Origin of the sequence: Gillisella vitis (assembly GCF_001541345.2) — a bacterium.
GTDB lineage: Bacteria > Pseudomonadota > Alphaproteobacteria > Rhizobiales > Rhizobiaceae > Allorhizobium > Allorhizobium vitis.
Window position 1 is genome coordinate 1,025,845 of sequence record NZ_LMVL02000001.1, and the last position, 17,288, is coordinate 1,043,132.

The 17,288-nt window shown below is 55.9% G+C and carries 19 protein-coding genes; 8 read left to right on the top strand and 11 right to left on the bottom strand.

Annotation, left to right across the window (positions count from 1 at the left end):
• Positions 1–414: 414 nt before the first annotated feature.
• From hisG to hisS, 6 genes are all read right to left on the bottom strand, one after another.
• Positions 415–1,107 (bottom strand): ATP phosphoribosyltransferase, encoded by a 693-nt coding sequence (gene hisG / locus ASB66_RS04285; protein WP_060717552.1) that lies wholly within the window; start codon positions 1,105–1,107, stop codon positions 415–417.
• Complete coding sequence (locus ASB66_RS04290; protein WP_114386249.1) at positions 1,107–2,225, bottom strand: ATP phosphoribosyltransferase regulatory subunit; 1,119 nt, start codon at positions 2,223–2,225, stop codon at positions 1,107–1,109. Before ASB66_RS04290 ends, hisG begins: the two co-directional genes overlap by 1 nt.
• A 168-nt stretch (positions 2,226–2,393) precedes the next feature.
• Positions 2,394–2,636: a hypothetical protein gene (locus ASB66_RS04295; protein ID WP_060717554.1), complete on the bottom strand. Its 243-nt coding sequence runs from the start codon at positions 2,634–2,636 to the stop codon at positions 2,394–2,396.
• 67 nt (positions 2,637–2,703) lie between these two features.
• Positions 2,704–3,168, bottom strand: a complete 465-nt coding sequence (locus tag ASB66_RS04300; protein ID WP_114386251.1) for a protein kinase — start codon at positions 3,166–3,168, stop codon at positions 2,704–2,706.
• Between the two features lie 579 nt (positions 3,169–3,747).
• Positions 3,748–4,113, bottom strand: a complete 366-nt coding sequence (locus tag ASB66_RS04310; RefSeq protein WP_060717077.1) for an endonuclease domain-containing protein — start codon at positions 4,111–4,113, stop codon at positions 3,748–3,750.
• A 414-nt stretch (positions 4,114–4,527) separates the two neighbouring features.
• A complete protein-coding gene (hisS, locus tag ASB66_RS04315; protein WP_060717078.1) occupies positions 4,528–6,108 on the bottom strand; it encodes a histidine--tRNA ligase in 1,581 nt (526 codons plus the stop codon).
• A 124-nt stretch (positions 6,109–6,232) separates the two neighbouring features.
• Between hisS and ASB66_RS04320 the strand changes: the two genes are divergently transcribed.
• The 5 genes from ASB66_RS04320 to ASB66_RS04340 all read left to right on the top strand — a co-directional run bounded on the left by ASB66_RS04320 (position 6,233) and on the right by ASB66_RS04340 (position 9,785).
• Positions 6,233–6,997, top strand: coding sequence for a hypothetical protein (locus ASB66_RS04320; protein WP_060717079.1), 765 nt, complete (start codon positions 6,233–6,235; stop codon positions 6,995–6,997).
• 38 nt (positions 6,998–7,035) lie between these two features.
• Positions 7,036–8,145 (top strand): glycosyltransferase family 4 protein, encoded by a 1,110-nt coding sequence (locus ASB66_RS04325; RefSeq protein WP_060717080.1) that lies wholly within the window; start codon positions 7,036–7,038, stop codon positions 8,143–8,145.
• A 44-nt stretch (positions 8,146–8,189) separates the two neighbouring features.
• Positions 8,190–8,573: a hypothetical protein gene (locus ASB66_RS04330; RefSeq protein ID WP_060717081.1), complete on the top strand. Its 384-nt coding sequence runs from the start codon at positions 8,190–8,192 to the stop codon at positions 8,571–8,573.
• Positions 8,574–8,646: 73 nt separating this feature from the next.
• The gene (gene copM, locus ASB66_RS04335; RefSeq protein ID WP_060717082.1) at positions 8,647–9,012 is read left to right on the top strand and encodes a CopM family metallochaperone; all 366 of its coding nucleotides are present in this window, start codon (positions 8,647–8,649) and stop codon (positions 9,010–9,012) included.
• A gap of 71 nt (positions 9,013–9,083) precedes the next feature.
• On the top strand, positions 9,084–9,785 hold the full coding sequence (locus tag ASB66_RS04340) for an HAD family hydrolase (protein ID WP_060717158.1): 702 nt from the start codon (positions 9,084–9,086) through the stop codon (positions 9,783–9,785).
• A 3-nt stretch (positions 9,786–9,788) separates the two neighbouring features.
• Here ASB66_RS04340 and ASB66_RS04345 read toward each other — a convergent pair whose 3' ends face one another.
• The gene (locus ASB66_RS04345; protein WP_060717083.1) at positions 9,789–10,421 is read right to left on the bottom strand and encodes a DNA-3-methyladenine glycosylase I; all 633 of its coding nucleotides are present in this window, start codon (positions 10,419–10,421) and stop codon (positions 9,789–9,791) included.
• A 192-nt stretch (positions 10,422–10,613) separates the two neighbouring features.
• Here ASB66_RS04345 and ASB66_RS04350 point away from each other — a divergent pair, with 192 nt between their 5' ends.
• Positions 10,614–11,414 carry a L,D-transpeptidase gene (locus ASB66_RS04350; protein WP_060717084.1) on the top strand — a complete coding sequence of 267 codons (801 nt, stop codon included), beginning with the start codon at positions 10,614–10,616 and terminating at the stop codon, positions 11,412–11,414.
• A 127-nt stretch (positions 11,415–11,541) separates the two neighbouring features.
• Entirely contained in the window at positions 11,542–12,240 is a 699-nt protein-coding gene (locus ASB66_RS04355) for a L,D-transpeptidase (RefSeq protein ID WP_060717085.1), read from the top strand.
• Between the two features lie 236 nt (positions 12,241–12,476).
• Here ASB66_RS04355 and ASB66_RS04360 read toward each other — a convergent pair whose 3' ends face one another.
• The 4 genes from ASB66_RS04360 to groES all read right to left on the bottom strand — a co-directional run bounded on the left by ASB66_RS04360 (position 12,477) and on the right by groES (position 15,702).
• Positions 12,477–12,881: a hypothetical protein gene (locus tag ASB66_RS04360; RefSeq protein ID WP_147274009.1), complete on the bottom strand. Its 405-nt coding sequence runs from the start codon at positions 12,879–12,881 to the stop codon at positions 12,477–12,479.
• Between the two features lie 66 nt (positions 12,882–12,947).
• Complete coding sequence (locus ASB66_RS04365; protein WP_060717086.1) at positions 12,948–13,136, bottom strand: hypothetical protein; 189 nt, start codon at positions 13,134–13,136, stop codon at positions 12,948–12,950.
• A 556-nt stretch (positions 13,137–13,692) separates the two neighbouring features.
• Entirely contained in the window at positions 13,693–15,336 is a 1,644-nt protein-coding gene (groL, locus tag ASB66_RS04370) for a chaperonin GroEL (protein WP_060717087.1), read from the bottom strand.
• A 69-nt stretch (positions 15,337–15,405) separates the two neighbouring features.
• On the bottom strand, positions 15,406–15,702 hold the full coding sequence (gene groES / locus ASB66_RS04375) for a co-chaperone GroES (RefSeq protein WP_060717088.1): 297 nt from the start codon (positions 15,700–15,702) through the stop codon (positions 15,406–15,408).
• A gap of 165 nt (positions 15,703–15,867) precedes the next feature.
• Between groES and chrA the strand changes: the two genes are divergently transcribed.
• Positions 15,868–17,217: a chromate efflux transporter gene (gene chrA / locus ASB66_RS04380; protein ID WP_060717089.1), complete on the top strand. Its 1,350-nt coding sequence runs from the start codon at positions 15,868–15,870 to the stop codon at positions 17,215–17,217.
• Positions 17,218–17,288 lie beyond the last annotated feature (71 nt).

The window sequence follows — 17,288 nt, forward strand, 5'->3', positions numbered from 1 at the left end:
ACAATATAAAAATATTTTTTTATAGCGCATCCGTGCCGGTCAGTTAGGTGCTTATTTTGCGATAAGTCAATTATTTTTTATGAGCATAAAATCATTAAATGATATTTTCTATATAAATTGATATCAAAAATGTCGTAAAAATGATATTTTAAATCAATTTAAGAGCTGACATGCGCCATAAAAAAATTTTAAATAAAAATAATAATAAATCATAAAAAAATAAATAGTTACCAAAAATACATTGCCTATTCACCTTTGATTTCGAAAAAAGACTTATATAGAAATTTCTATTTATTGAGATGGACTGGTTCCAAAGTAAAAGCCCAGCGTCTATTCAGACCCTGGGCTTTTACGTCATTATTGAATTTGGGAAGTGTGGGAAGCGGTCTGCTATATTATGTCTGCCCTGATAATTCAGAGTGCGCTTCTGACCGCGTCGATAATTCTGGCGATCTGGGCATTGCCTTCATGCTCAGGCTTGCGGGCGCGGACCAGGCAGGCCTGCGAACGCAGGATGACACCATCACCTAGCACCTTCAAGTGATTGGCCTTCAGCGTTGAGCCGGTAGATGTGATGTCGACGATAATGTCGGCCTGGCCAGCAGCGGGCGCACCTTCGGTGGCGCCGAGGCTTTCGACGATCCGATAGAGCTGGATGCCGTGCTGACGGGAGAAGAACTGCTGGGTCAGACGCCAGTATTTGGTGGCGATCGCCAGCCTTCGGCCATGGCGGGCGCGAAATTCCTGCGCCACATCCCCCAGATCGGCCATGCTGTCCACATCCAGCCAGATATCCGGCACGGCGACCACGACATCGGCATGACCAAAGCCGAGCCGTGCGGCAATCTCCACCCGCTTGTCGGCTTCCGCAAGGCCTTCCCGGATCAGGTCCTCGCCGGTGACGCCGAAGTCGACTGTGCCATTGCCGATTTCGCGGGAAATTTCCGAGGCGGAGAGATAGGCAATCTCGATATCCTCGCCTTCGACCCGACCGCGATAGGAGCGGTCATTGCCGACAGCGGTAATGGTCAGCCCGGCACGGGCAAAAATCGCCGAGGCATCTTCTTTCATCCGGCCCTTGGAGGGCAATCCGATGGTAATGGTCATCAGCGCGCCCTCGCCAGTTCGATGCGGTCCAGCCAGAGGGAGAAGCCGACGGCAGGAATGGTGTCTTTTGCCCCGAGAAGCGTCAACAGGCGGTCGAACCGCCCGCCACCGGCGAGAACGGCGGGTTCGCCTGTTAGGGCCACTTCAAACACCAGACCGGTATAATAATCCAGTGGTCGGCCAAAGGCGGCGCGATAGGTGATCCGGGTGAGATCGACACCAAGGTTGGCCAATGCGGCGATCCGCGCTTCAAACCCGGCCAGCGCTGCACCCAGCGACAGGCCCGCCGCATCGGCAAAGCCTGTCAAGGCTGCGGCGGCTTCGCTCAGCGGCAATTCCAGCGATAGAAACTCGCGCAGCAGTAACAGGGCCGCGCCATCCAGCCGGGTTTCGGCCAGCGCCAGCTTTTCCTTCAGCCTCGCGGCAATTTCGCGGGGGCTGCGGCTGGCATTGGTGGAATAGCCGGTGTCTTCCATGGTCCGGTCGAGATGGGCGATCAGCCCGGCTTCGTCGCCTGAGGATAACAGCGCTTCCACAGCCGGATCGAGACCATGCGCCGTTTGTGGGCTGGCCAGGGTTTTTAACAATTGATCGAGATGAGTACTGTCACCGAACGCCTGGATTAGCCGTCTTTGCCAGCCTGAGGGCAGGCCAAGGGTTTTGACCACGGCCTCAAACACCGCCTGATCGCCGAGCGTGACGGTCAGCGGACGTCCGGGCAGCAGCTTGTGCAGAATGCCGATGGCATCATTAATGGCGCGGGCATCGGCGCGGGCCGTGGCGGGCTCGCCCAGATCTTCGATGCCGGCCTGATAGAATTCATTGCCGCCTTCGCGACGCTGGCGAAACACTTCGCCCAGATAAGCGTAGCGTTTCGGCGTGCCGGTAGCGTTTTCAATATGGCTGAGACAGACGGGAATGGTAAATTCCGGTCGCAGACACAGGCTTTCGCCGGTCTCGCTTTCGGTGAGGAAAATTCGGCGGCGCAGATCCTCGCCCGCCATATCCAGAAACGGCTCGGCGGGCTGGATAACCGGGGTATCGACCCTCGCCGCGCCACGCGCGGCAAAGTCATCAAGAAGAGCGCCGGCGAAATCCGGCATATTGATCAGAGGCATTGATTATCCCGGTCAGTTACGCATGCATTCGGGATAATCCGAACACCACCCTTTGACTGTTATGTCAATGATGGGTCTGGCTATGCTGCCATTTTTTATAGGCCAACAGGCCCCCGGCCAAAACCAGCAGGCCAAGCGGCATTACAGTGTAGATCTGCTCAAAACTTGTCACTGTTTCATCTCCAGAATAGAGAACCTCGCCAATATATGTAGCACGATTGCTAGAAAAATCCAGAAGACGAAGCCGAGTAACGGTAATTTATGATCACCATTGGGCGAAAGACTGCTGGCGGCAATCGGCGCGGCCACACCGACGGTAAGGCAAACGGTGGACAGCCGGTCGAACCACGAGGCTTCGAGCTTTTTCATTTCGTTCCACTGGGTCACCGGAATGGGGGCGCTGTCTTGCAAAGCTGTCTCCGTGGTTGCGATTCCAGTCTATCTTAGCTTGAACGGACCGTCACCCTCTTGCCTATCGTCAATCCTTAGTTGGGAGACCGTCTTTCTGCAGGGTCTGGTATTGTCTCAAGAATTCCCGCACGCGCTCAAGGGCATCAGCTGGATCGGACCGGCGGTGGTATTCTTCGAGAATGATCTGTTCGATCTGCTGGCGGATGGTCTGGCGTCCCAGTGTGTCGCTATCGGGCAGGGTGCGGATCTGTGGCAGCAGGGTGCGGCGGGCTTCCTCTAATCGGGTTTGAAGGTTGGTTGCCGCGTCGAGAATGGTGACGTCGATAATCTCCGCCGAGTCTTCCGGGCGCTGTGGTGGTTGGTAAATTGCGCCTTGGGGTGGGTTTCCCGGTCTCTCCCGCCTGTGGCGCAGTAGCAGCGCCAACACGCTGACCGCAAAAACCGGCGGCGTCACGATGATCAGTGCCTTGATCCAGTCGGATGAGGATTGCCACGTATCGAAAAGATCGGCCCAAAGGTTGTAATCGGCCATTGTCCATTGTCTCCCGCGCTTGAAAACCAAGCGATCGCCAGAGAACAGTCTCTGGCGATCGGGGAGGTAGAAAAGCCGCAACAAGACGACCGCCTTGGCCTTTAAGCCGAAGCTCTGGACATACGCCAAGGCCTCCCCGACCATAGAAGGATGGAGAGTGGACCATATAGACACAGCCCACCGCCTCAGCCACAAACCTATGGCTGAGGGGTGTCTTTATAACGACCGACACGGGCCGCTTGCTGAGGAGTTTTCTACGCTCCGGGATCGGTGCGTTACAACCGATCCTGAAATGGTTCTAGCGTATAAGGAGTGGAGGGGGAAGGGGGCGTTTGCGCGGGGGGGACCCCCCTCTGGCTTGCCAGCCATCTCCCCCTCAAGGGGGGAGATCGGTATGCCTTGTCCGCCTATTTCCTCTTAAAACGTATGGCAATAGATTCCTGTTTTCTCAACGCAAAACGCTAATGATAGCCGAGCCGCCAACCCCATCGATCTCCCCCCTTGAGGGGGAGATGCCCGGCAGGGCAGAGGGGGGTACTCCACCCGGCACCTCGCCCATATCTCACCTGAAAGCGAATATCACCGCAGTGTCTCAACCAAGCGAATGATATGAGAGCAGACCTCATCGAGCCGACGTGTAACGTCCTCGTTGGTGACGCGAAGGATCGTCCAGCCAAGCGACGACAGCATCTGATCCCGCCGTGCGTCCTTGTGAATCTGGTGGTCATCGCTATGGGTTGCGCCGTCGATCTCTACGATCAACTTATATTCCGAGCAGGCGAAATCGACGATATAGCCGTGAATCGGCATTTGTCGCCGAAAGCTCAATCCCATCAACCGATGCGCCCGAACCGCGTTCCAGAATTTCAACTCGGCATCGGTCATAGCCTTGCGCATCTGCCGCGCATTTTGCCGATTGCGTACTGGAACATCAAAATGCGGCATCGTTGGGAACCGTGTCGTTGCCACGGTAGTCTGGCATGGCGCTGCGGAATTTATAACCGTGAAATTCGGTGGGGTTGATTGCCCTTCGTCGTCCAGATTGGGACCGCTTTGCGTGTGGGGTTACCCCCTCTGGCTTGCCAGCGTTCGTCATTTGAAACGATTCACTGGATCGTTTCATCGGCTTTGCCGACCACTCCTCACCCCACCTCAAGGGGGGAGATCGGTATGCCGCACCCGCCTATTTCGTCTTGAGACAAGGATCAAGGAGTTTAGTCTGACCAAACCCCAAAACGCGAATGCCCAAAACGCGAATGATAGCCGAGCCGCCAACCTCCTTCGATCTCCCCCCTTGAGGGGGAGATGCCCGGCAGGGCAGAGGGGGGTCCCCCACCCGACAACATCAAACCAAAACCCTTATTTCGCCCGCGCCCGATCTTCCGCCTGGGCGGCCAAAATCTCTTTCACCTTGGCCACAAGCTCTGCTTCCGGCGCGACAATCTGCGCCACGCGGGCTTCGCGCCATTCGGTGTTGTCGGTGATCTCACCTGACAGACGCTTGCCTTCGATCAGGTCCTTGATTTGCACCACGCCCTGTTCACGCTCATCGCCGCCCTGGATGATGGCGATGGGGGAGCCGCGACGGTCGGCATATTTCAGTTGATTGCCAAATTTCTTCCAATTGCCCTGATACATCTCAGCGCGAATGCCTTCATTGCGAAGCGCCTGGGTAAAGCGCTGATAGCGCCCCATGCTCTCGACATCGCCATCCATGACCGTGATCAGAACCGGAGCGATCACCTCGTCGGCACCCAGCTTGCCCAGGTTTTTCAAGGCGGTCATCAAGCGCGAGACGCCAATGGAAAAGCCGGTGGCCGGAACAGGCTGGCCCATGAAACGCGACACGAGGCCATCATACCGCCCACCACCGCCGACCGAACCGAAGACGACCTTTTCGCCTTTTTCGTTGGTGACGTCGAATGTCAGTTCGGCTTCATAGACGGGGCCGGTGTAGTATTCGAGACCGCGCACGACGGAGGGGTCGATTTGAATTCGGCTGCGATCATACCCGGCGGCATCGGTCAGCGTTGCTATTGTTTGCAACTCGCTGATGCCCTCTAAGAAAAGAGCATTCTCGGCAGGGAATGAATTTATGAAACCGTCTAGAACCGTCAGATTAGTGTCCTGAATGTTTGTCTCTTGTTTAAGTTTGTCGCTGCCCTCTACAGGGGTATATTGAATACTCTTCCAACTCAAAAATTGGATTACGGTTTCAATTTGACCGTGGTCCAATCCGGCGCCCTTGGTGAAATCGCCGCTTTCGTCTTTCCGGCCAGCGCCGAGTAGAAGTCTTACGCCTTCAAAACCAAATTTGTCGAATTTATCCATAGCCCGAAGAACATTCAGGCGCTGAATGGCCTTGTCATCACCGCCAAGATTGATCGACTCCAATAGGCCATCCAGAACCTTGCGGTTGTTCACCCGGATCACATAATCACCACGCTTGATGCCCAATGCTTCCAGCGTATCGGCCATCATCATGCACATTTCGGCATCGGCCTGCACGCCAGGTGCGCCAACGCTGTCAGCATCGAACTGCATGAACTGGCGGAAACGGCCCGGACCCGGCTTTTCATTGCGGAACACATAGCCGGCGCGGTAGGTGCGGTAGGGCAGTTGGATTTCGTTGAAATTTTCCGCGACATGGCGGGCGAGCGGTGCAGTCAGGTCGTAGCGCAGGCTCATCCATTGCTCGTCGTCGTCCTGAAGCGAGAACACGCCTTCGTTCGGGCGGTCGCTGTCGGGCAGGAATTTGCCGAGCGCATCGGTATATTCGAACAGCGGCGTCTCAATGGGATCGAAGCCGTAGCGCTCATAAACCTCGCGGATTTTCGCGGTCATCTCGTTGACGGCGCGGATGTCATGGGCTTCCCGATCCACGAAACCACGCGGCAGGCGGGCTCTCAGTTTCTGGGGCTTTTTGGTCTTTTCGCTCATGATCGGCACCGAGTCTCTGATATTTTTTGGGGTAAATGTGTGTTGCGGCTGTCTTAGTGGATGACGCCCTGAGCGGCAAGGCCGAAGGCTGGTTTCGGCCCGAAGCCAATGCTATAGGCCGGAAATGATCCTGGAAGCCCTGAATTACGCCGCAACATGGTGGGTGACGTCGAAAGCGCATCGGCCTTATATCCGCTATTCCATCAATCTCTGGTCGCGCGCCCGCCGCTGCGCCAGCGATTGGGCGGAGCATGAGCGCAATTGCAAACGGGCGGTCCTGCATGCGGCGCAGCCGATCATGCCGCGCCGCACGGTTGTCGTGCTTGGCTCCGGCCTGCTGCGCGATGTGCCTGTTTTGGAATTGTCACGGGCCTTCGATACGGTCGTGCTGGTGGATCTGGTGCATGTCGCCAGCGTCCGGGCCTGGGTGGGGATGAAGGGGCTGAAGAACGTCCGGTTCATCGAGCGCGACCTTTCCGGCTACGACGCGCTGAAACAGGGAGAGCTGCCGGAACCGCTGGATTTCCTGCGCCGCGTTCCATGGCTTGATCTGGTGGTCTCGGCCAATGTTCTTTCCCAGATTGGCATGGGCGCTAAAAAGCGGCTGGCCGGGGAGGCGGCGGAGGCGATGCCTGGGGATAGCGTCGCCCGGCTGATCCGCGCTCATCTCGACGGATTGTCGCAAGTGCCTGCCCGGGTCTGTCTGCTGACGGATATTTCTTTCTCCGTCATCGACCGCAATGATGTGCTGCGTGAGGAAACCGATCTTCTGGCGGGTATTGCGCCGCCTGAAACAGAGCAGGGCTGGGATTGGCCCGTCGTGCCGCTGGGGGAAGAGAGTAAGGATTATCGTATTGTTCACAAGGTCATATATGCTTCCTCAGGTTAATTCGAATCATCGCTGACATGAGCCATTTGGGGGGGTGCATGCATTTTCTGTTTCTGGATACGAGTGGCATCGATTACGATCCAGAAACGCCTCTGCAACAGCCACTCGGCGGCACGCAATCGGCCATTGCCTATCTTTCCGAGGAATTGGTCAAGGCTGGTGCCACGGTGACCCTGATGAACAATCCTAGCCGTGAGCGGGTGGTAAAGGGCGTTCGGCTGGTGGAAAGCAGCACCATCGGACGTGAGGGCTTCGGCCAGTTCGATATCGTCGTCGTGGTATCGGTGGCGTTGGGCATCAAATTTCGTCAGGTCGTTCCCAAACACATTCCCATGGTGCTTTATTGCCATCACGCTGCCGATCAAGTGTCGGTTTCGACCCTGCGCAATGCGGAGGAACGGGCCGTCTGGGACGCCTTTGTGATGGTGAGCCATTGGCAGGTCAACGATTATGCCGCGGCCTTTGGTCTTAATCCAACGCGGGCCGCGGTGATCGGCAATGCAGTATCTCCTGCTTTTCTGGAACGTCCCTTGCAACCGGCATGGTTTGAGATCGGCGCTGAGCCAGTCCTGACCTATACCAGCACACCCTTTCGTGGATTGGACATTCTGCTGCTGGCTTTTCCTTCCATTCGTGCCCGATTGTCAGGGGCAGAGCTTAAAATTTTCTCGGGCATAAAGATTTACACTGCTGATGCTCAGAATGACCCCAATGCCTATCTCTATGAAGTTGCACGTAGCCTGTCGGGCGTGACCTATCATGACTCGGTTTCGCAAAAAAAACTGGCTGATGTTATGGGGAATGCTGCTGCCCTGACTTATCCATCGACATTCGCGGAAACCTTTTGCATAGCTGCTGTCGAAGCCTTGGCCAGCGGGGCGGAGGTGCTGACGACGCGACTTGGTGCGCTACCGGAAGTTCTAAATGGACTCGGTCAGTTCATGGACATGGCACCATCCTACCGGCAACTCGCGCAGAACTACATCGAATTTGCCAGTGAGGCCTTGGTGGCAATGAAGCGAGATCCGTCCGCTGCGGCGGCACGACGCCAGGAGCGGACGGACTATGTCCGTACCCACTTCACCTGGGCGCGCCGGGCGCAGCAATGGTTGGATCTGGCGGGCCAACTCAAGGGCCGGAAGGGCTGATCGAAAACGCTTGCCTCATGAGGCGATTGGCATACACTGCGTCCATGGCTCTCGTTCTTCGCCTTATGCTGGTTATTGCCGCTCTGGCCTATGGCGCCATGCCGGTTAGCGGCTTGGCGGCCTCCGGCGGTATGGCGACCTTGATGACGATGCCGGTTCCCGAAACGCCCCATGGCCATGATATGATGCTGTCCGCATCGCCGATGCAGGCTGCTAGCCCATCCGGGCATCTCCACAAGACCGACGGAAACTGTCCTGATCGGCATCAGGCAATGGGATGTGGGCATTGTGCCGCCTGCGTGAGCCTGCTTGCGGATTTTTCCGTTGTGTTTGGCAAGCCACTTGTGGGGGATGCGCCATTGCCGGGATCGACGACCCGGTTGCTATCACTGGCGCCTCTGCCCTTGGTGCCGCCGCCTCGTTTCTGATGGATGAAAGAGCCTATGGAATCCGGGAAAGGCCGGATTTCGACTTACTTGTCATCATTAGAAAGGGACCGTCATGGTCAAAACAGTACTTCTTGCCGCAAGCCTGTTGCTTGCCACCACTGCCGCTTATGCCGACGACACAATGAAAGGCATGGATCATTCCATGCCCTCGACCACGTTGAACGCGCCATCCAGCAAGGCTTTTACAGCCGCCAATGCCAGGATGCATAAGGCCATGGCCATGCCGATGACCGGCAACGCCGATGTGGATTTCGTGCGCGGCATGATTGCTCACCACCAGGGCGCTATCGACATGGCCAAGGTAGAGTTGCAATATGGCAAGGACGAAAAGATCCGCACGCTGGCCGAAGAGATCATCAAGGCGCAGCAGGGCGAAATTGCCATGATGCAGCAATGGCTTGATATGCACGGCAAATAAGCGACCAGCGGCTGTCTCAAGTATTGGATACGCTTGAGGCAGCCGTGCTGCTGCCTTGCTTGGAGGAGAACATGACGCGGGCGCTGACCACCATTGGCCTCGATGCCGACGATACGCTCTGGCAAAACGAGCAATTCTACCGGCTGACGGAAGAGCATTTCCGGTCGCTGCTGACTGATTATGCTGAATCCTCCATGATTTCGGAACGGCTTCTGGAGGCGGAAAAGCGCAATCTGGCCCATTACGGTTTCGGCATTAAAGGCTTTACCCTGTCGATGATCGAGACCGCGCTGGATATTACCGAGGGTAGGGCGCCCGGCACAGTGATCGGCGAGATCCTGGCGATTGGCCGTGATCTTCTCAGCCATCCGGTGGAAACGCTGCCCGGTGTGCGCGATGTGCTGGAAGCCTTGGCAGGGCAATATTTCCTGGTGATGATTACCAAGGGCGACCTGTTCGACCAGGAACGCAAACTGGCGCAATCCGGGCTTGGTGATTTTTTCGATGCGGTGGAAATCGTCTCCGATAAAAACGCCACCACCTATCGGCGACTTTTTTCAAAGCATGGCGATGAGCCGGAACGATCAATGATGGTTGGCAATTCGCTGAAATCCGACATCGTGCCCGCGCTGGCCGTCGGAGCCTGGGGCGTCTTCGTACCGCATGAGCTGACCTGGGTTTTCGAGCATGTGGAAAAGCCCGTCGATGCGCCGCGGTTTCGCGAATTGCCTGAGATCAGCGCCCTGCCGGAACTGGTGGCTTCGATAGGCTGAGGGTTAGGTGGGCCGAATAAACGTAGCCTTCAACTGCTCCACTATATCCCGGCAAACACAGCCTTCCAGGTGATCGTTGACCAGTCCCATCGCCTGCATGAAGGCATAGACTGTGGTGGGGCCGACAAAACTCCAGCCACGCTTTTTCAATTCCTTCGACAACCGGATGGACGTGGGCGATGTAGGATTGGCGCGCAGCGTTGCATAATCCATTTTGGCCGGGCGTTCTTCGGGGCCAGGCTCAAAACGCCAGAAATAAGCGGCGAGGGAACCGAACTCGGCCTGCAAGTCCAAAGCCCGCCGGGCATTGTTGATGGTGGAAACGATCTTGCCACGATGGCGCACAATGCCAGTATCGGCAAGGCAACGGGCAATGTCCGCATCATCGAACAGCGCTACTTTTGCAAAGTCGAAACCGGCAAAGGCGGCGCGAAAATTCTCGCGCTTGCGCAGAATGGTCAGCCAGGACAGGCCGGATTGAAAGCCTTCCAGGCAGATTTTCTCGAACAGGCGGTGGTCGTCGGTAACAGGGCGGCCCCATTCCTCGTCATGATAGCGTCGGTAATCCGCAAGCCCCCCATGCCAGAAACAGCGCAATACGCCTTCTTCGTCGGCAATCAATCCTGCACTATCCATTCCCGCTCCCTCGTTTGATTTTTTGTTTACTCTTTGTTCACTGTCTTTTCAAACGAAATACTAACCCTGACAAAAGCTTTCCCGCATTGTGGCAAATGGAATGAATGCGCGTTTACCTTTTCCACAAGTGGCGGTGGCAGGTTGATCCCAACGGACTGTGGGTCCTGATGGTTTAAAAAATGGGTTTAGCCGATGCTGCCACCGCGTTTTCTCCTGAAAGCCAGTCTTGCCTTGACACTGGCGCTCACCTTGCCGGCCATAACCGGGCAAGCCGTGGCGCAGGATCGCTATCAAATCCGCCCACCGGTTGTCGTCAGCCCGGACCTTGCAGCGCCATGGCTATTGCAATTGGGTGTGCGGGCCGAGCCACCAGCCGTTAATCCGAGCAGGACTTCTGCCGCCCAGCCGGTTTACTATCGCCCGGTGAGCAAGCCGGTACCGCAGCAATACCGCCAGCCTGCCGCTTCCGCCGCACCGTTGCGGCCTGCGCTTCAACAAGCGTCAGCCATGCCCGCGCCCAGACAGATGTCGCCGACGCCCGCACAATTCCTGCCGCAGGTGGTGGCCTACCAGACCAGGGAAAAGCCGGGCACACTGGTGATCGATACCAATAATCGCTTTCTCTATCTGGTGATGGACGGAGGAATGGCGCGCCGCTATGGCGTCGGTGTTGGCAAGCCTGGTTTTGAATGGGCTGGCGAGCACAAAGTGACCCGCAAGACAGAGTGGCCGGAATGGATTCCGCCGCAGGAAATGATCGCGCGTGAAGCTGCCAAGGGCCATTATCTGCCGGCCCGCATGCAGGGTGGGCCTGAAAATCCATTGGGTGCCCGGGCGCTTTATCTTGGCTCGACCCTCTACCGTATTCACGGGACCAATGCGCCATGGACAATCGGCTATGGCGTATCTTCCGGCTGCATCCGCATGCGCAACCAGGATGTAACGGATCTCTATGGCCGCGTACCCGTGGGTACGAAAGTTATCGTGATGTGATCAGAGGCTAGCTGCTGATTTCAAGTCACACTATTGTCACCTTTTTGACAAAATCGACCGGGGATGGCTTGCAACATTGCTAAGCTTGGATAGTTTTGTTCGAACTGTTTGGAGAGGGAAATTGCCTATGCGGATGAGGGGAACGGGTGTGGCGATGGCCGCATTGATGATGGCAGCACTGGCCTTGCCAGCTTCAGGCTCGGCAGCAGCGCCGAGAGCGGACGATCCGGCCAGCTCAACAGCCAGCAGCGTTGTAACACCGCAGATGATGAAGCGGGAAGTCCCCGACAAATTCAAGCGGCGGCTGGTGCGGCTCAGAACCGATGAGGCGCCGGGTACAATCATCATCGATACCAATAACAAGTTCCTGTATCTCGTTGAGGGTAATAACCGGGCGATCCGCTACGGCGTCGGCGTCGGGCGCGAAGGTTTCGGTTGGTCTGGTGTCGTCAATATCGGTCGCAAGGTGGAATGGCCAAGCTGGCGTCCACCGGAAGAAATGCGCGTGCGGGAAGCGCGTCGCGGTCATGTCCTGCCGGTCGTCCAGGAAGGAGGACCGGATAACCCGCTCGGCGCACGCGCCATGTATCTCTACAAGGGTAATCGCGATACGATTTTCCGCATTCATGGCACCAATCAGCCATGGTCAATCGGGCTGAATCTGTCCTCGGGTTGCATCCGTATGAACAATAGGGATGTCGAGGATCTCTATGCCCGCGCCGACATCGGCAGCAAGGTTATCGTGGTCGGTCCTGGCAATAAGCAGGGCGAAGTGAGTTTCGATGACCGTGGTATCGACCTGCTGAGGACGATCTTCGGCGGCTGATATAGGATTATGTCCCTAACTTTCGTCATGACGAAGGGTTTCTCTACCGAGTGCCGTTGAAGATGGCGCTCGATTTTTGCTTCTGATGAATTCAGTCATTTCATAAGAACGCATCGAAGCTTCTGAAGCATCCTTGTGATGAAAAATTTCGAATATCTTAAATGCGTCAAAGGCTTGGGATATTCAGCAGTGGAATAAGGAGAGTCATCTTCAATGACACTTCTTATAAGCCTGCTTCAGGACAAAGCCGGGAAAATGAATACGCCAGCAATCGAGCCATTCTGGCTGCCGAGCGCACAGGACTTTCCCATGCAAAAGACCGGCTGCTTGGTCGAGAGGCTTCTGACGATCACGGTGGAATAGTAAAAAGAGGACACTGCGCTGGCTGCCTTTTCGAATATTTCGAGAATAGACATCCTATCCTTATAGTCATAGCAGCGCGTGATCGTCAGAAGGCCACATTCCTGGCTGCTCAATCCATGAAATATCGCAGTTTTTTCGCCAATTTTGACCAGGCCATTGTTAAGGTCGCCCGACCATTCCTCGATAAGGCCGTAGGGCAATGTCCGGCGGCTGATCCCGCTGTTATCGGTAATCTTTTCGGCGTCTGCCGTTTGCACAAATCCTGCAATTTTAAACAAGACATTCCCCATCAGACGTATTGTTCAACCGGCACGATCCAAATATCGATAAGGCCGGAATTCGGCTCATCGCGAATACTTGCCCTGCCCTCTCAAATTGACGATGACTGCTTCTGCCTGGACTTCTTTTTTGGGGCGATACCGTAAAAGCGGGATGCGTTTTTGTAGCCAAGAACCAACGGCTACATCAAACTTTCTACGGTTCTCACGCTTATTCTTTTTCTTCTGAAGCCCGTGTTTTTTTAATGCAGCCATGCCGCACCTTCAAAACATTGCAGCGGCCTTCAGTGTGCCACGCGTTATAAATAATGAATGTGATTCATATACCCATGAAAATTTATAAAAAAAAGTTAAATTTAAGCATTCCTTTAAAGAAAATGGATTTTCTATTTTATGGGAAAGCCGAAGAGGAATAATAAATCCAATATCCCTGGCAGTATCCTCAGTCGAAGTGGCGGGAGCGCTACTCTTGGCTCCAGCCGATAAGGCTTTCAAGTTGCACTGGGATTGCTTGCTTGCTCAATGACAGGTGGAGCAATATTCAAAGAAATATTTTTACGGAAACGCGGGCGCAGCGTCCGTCTCAATAGCAAAAGGGCGGCTGTAAAAGCCGCCCTTTCAGAAAGTCTGAACTGTATCAAGCGTTCGAGTAATAAGGCTTCCGCGTTATTACATCATGCCGCCCATGCTGCCCGTTCAGCGCGCTTGACGCGATGAACAAACTAAAATGCCAGCGGGCTTGAAGCGATGAACGACTTAAAGAGCATGGGCGAAGCTATATGGGGTCTTCAGTAATAAGGCTTTCGCCTTATTACATCATGCCACCCATGCCGCCCATGCCGCCCATGTCAGGCATGCCGCCGCCAGCCGAATCCTTCTTAGGAAGTTCAGCAATCATGGCTTCGGTGGTGATCAGCAGGGAAGCAACCGAAGCTGCGTTCTGCAGGGCTGTGCGAACAACCTTGACCGGGTCAACGATACCCATGGCAATCATGTCACCAAACTCGCCGGTCTGGGCATTGTAGCCGAAGTTGTCGTTGTCCTTGTCGAGGATCTTGCCAACGATGATCGAAGCTTCGTCACCAGCGTTTGTTGCAATCTGGCGAACCAGAGACTGCAGAGCGCGGCGAACGATGTTGATGCCAGCTTCCTGGTCGTCGTTCACACCCTTAACGGTGATCTTGGTGGAGGAGCGCAGCAGAGCTGTACCACCGCCAGGAACGATGCCTTCCTGAACAGCAGCGCGCGTTGCGTTCAGAGCGTCGTCGATGCGGTCCTTGCGTTCCTTGACTTCGATTTCCGTCGAGCCGCCAACGCGGATCACGGCAACGCCGCCAGCCAGCTTGGCCAGACGTTCCTGCAGCTTTTCGCGGTCGTAATCGGAAGAGGTTTCTTCGATCTGAGCCTTGATCTGGGCAACGCGGCCTTCGATGTCGGACTTCTGACCAGCGCCATCAACGATGGTGGTGTTTTCCTTGGTGATGGAAACCTTCTTGGCGCGGCCGAGCATGTCGAGGGTGACAGTTTCGAGCTTGATGCCGAGGTCTTCGGAAATCACGGTGCCGCCAGACAGGATCGCGATGTCTTCCAGCATAGCCTTGCGGCGATCGCCGAAGCCAGGAGCCTTGACAGCAGCAATCTTCAGGCCGCCACGCAGCTTGTTGACAACCAGCGTAGCAAGAGCTTCGCCTTCAACGTCTTCAGCGATGATGACGAGCGGCTTGCCGGTCTGCACAACAGCTTCCAGAACGGGCAGCATAGCCTGCAAGTTGGAGAGCTTCTTTTCGTGCAGCAGGATGTAAGCGTCTTCCAGGTCAGCAACCATCTTTTCAGGGTTGGTGACGAAGTAAGGCGACAGGTAGCCGCGGTCGAACTGCATGCCTTCAACGACTTCAAGTTCGGTTTCAGCGGTCTTGGCTTCTTCGACGGTGATAACACCTTCGTTGCCAACCTTCTGCATGGCTTCGGCAATGTCCTTGCCGACCTGTGCGTCGCCGTTTGCAGAGATCGTGCCGACCTGAGCAACTTCTTCAGAGGTGGAGATCTTCTTGGCCTTGGCCTGAAGGTCCTTCACAACTTCAGCAACAGCCAGATCGATGCCGCGCTTCAGGTCCATTGGGTTCATGCCGGCAGCAACAGCCTTGTTGCCTTCGCGCACGATAGCCTGGGCCAGAACGGTAGCGGTCGTGGTGCCGTCGCCTGCGATGTCATTGGTCTTGGAAGCAACTTCCCGAACCATCTGGGCGCCCATGTTTTCGAACTTGTCTTCCAGTTCGATTTCCTTGGCAACCGATACACCGTCCTTGGTGATGCGCGGAGCGCCGAAGGACTTGTCGATGATAACGTTACGACCCTTGGGGCCGAGCGTGACCTTTACAGCGTCAGCGAGGATATCAACGCCGTGCAGCATCTTTTCGCGCGCAGTGCGGCCAAACTTGATTTCTTTAGCAGCCATTTTTCAAACTCCCGGGTGTCTAACCCATTGGTGAATTGTCTAAAAGGAAGAAGGGGTGATCAGGCTAAATCAGCCGATTACGCCCATGATGTCGGCTTCCTTCATGATCAGCAGGTCAACGCCATCGAGCTTGACTTCGGTGCCGGACCACTTGCCGAACAGAACGCGGTCGCCAACCTTGACGTCCAGGGCAACGAGCGCACCCTTGTCGTCGCGAACGCCTGGGCCGACAGCGATGATTTCGCCTTCAGCCGGCTTTTCCTTGGCGGTGTCAGGAATGATAATGCCGCCCTTGGTCTTTTCTTCGGACTCAACGCGCTTAACAACAACGCGGTCGTGCAGCGGGCGGAAATTGGTGCTTGCCATTGTCTAATCCCTCGATCAAATGACATTCGCGGGCCGAAACGGCCCCGCATGGATATTGTTAGCACTCTGTCTGTTTGAGTGCTAGCGAGCCTGAGATAAGCACGGCCTCTGACTGAGTCAAGGACGCCGTTCAAAAAATATATGCCTTAAAGGGACGACGGGCACATGACGGGACTCTCTGACATGGCAAAAGGGCAAGAGCATGTTCCGGTTGTGCCATTGGGGACAATCTGTGCCGTATTCTGGTCTGTTGGCCTCTTGAGCTTTGGTGGTCCCGCCGCGCAGATCGCCCTGATGCATCGTATCGTCGTCGATGAAAAACGTTGGCTTTCCGAAGCGCGTTTCCTGCATGCGCTGAATTACTGCATGCTTTTGCCGGGGCCAGAGGCGCAACAGCTCGCCACCTATATCGGCTGGTTGAACGGCGGAATTCGTGGTGGGCTGATTGCCGGGTTGCTTTTCGTCTTGCCCGGCCTGGCGGTGATGATCGGTCTTTCCGCTGCCTATGCGCTCTACCACGATATTGCCTGGGTTTCGGGTCTGTTTTTCGGGTTAAAGGCTGCGGTGCTGGCGATCGTCCTGCAAGCGCTGCTCCGCATTGGCGGTCGGGCGCTGAAATCAACCTTTCACCGGCTTGTCGCAGCAGTCGCCTTTTTTGCGCTGTTTTGTCTGGCATTACCCTTTCCTGTGGTCGTCCTGCTGGCGGCCCTGGCCGGGCTGATCCGCGCCTATGGGCAGCCCGTCCCAACATCCGAGCCTGGGGCAGTGAAAATACCGCTGAATTGGTGGCATATGGCGCTGTCCCTTCTCGGCTGGGCAGGTCTGTGGCTGGCGCCGCTGGCCTTGCTGGCGCTGTTTGATGGCAGCGCGCGGCTCACCGAGATCTTCCTGTTTTTCGCCCGCATGGCGCTTGTCACCTTCGGCGGGGCCTATGCCGTTTTGGCTTATGTGGCGCAGGTGGCTGTGGAACATTATCAATGGCTGCGCCCCGGAGAGATGGTCGATGGGCTGGCGCTGGCCGAAACCACGCCGGGACCCTTGGTTCTGGTCCTGTCCTTCGTCGGTTTCCTGGCGGCGTTTCGTGATGCCGATAGCGTTATGCCGTTGATATCAGGCATGACAGGGGCATTGCTGACGGCCTGGGCGACCTTCGTGCCAAGCTTTGTCTTCATTTTTGCCGGTGCGCCGCTGATCGAGCGTTTGCGCGGCAACAGGCTGGCGGATGGGGCGCTTTCGGCCATTACCGCCGCCGTGGTCGGGGTAATCTGCAATCTCGCCGTCTGGTTCGGGCTGCATGTGCTGTTTGCGAAAGTGGATCGAATTCCCTTCAGCACCTTATGGCCAGGCGAGCGCGCTCCAGGCCTCTGGTGGCCGCAACTTGCTTCGCTCGACATCCCATCACTGCTTTTGTTCGCAGGCTCGGCGCTTCTGTTGATGCGGTTAAAGATCGGCATGGTAACCGTGATGGGTCTGGCGGCTGTTGCTGGATTGGTATGGAATCTTGAAACCGTGTGATCGGCATCAGTACGGAGCCGAAAACCCTGATGTTCCGGCAAATCTCTTGCAATTGCGGCGCAGCTTTGCCA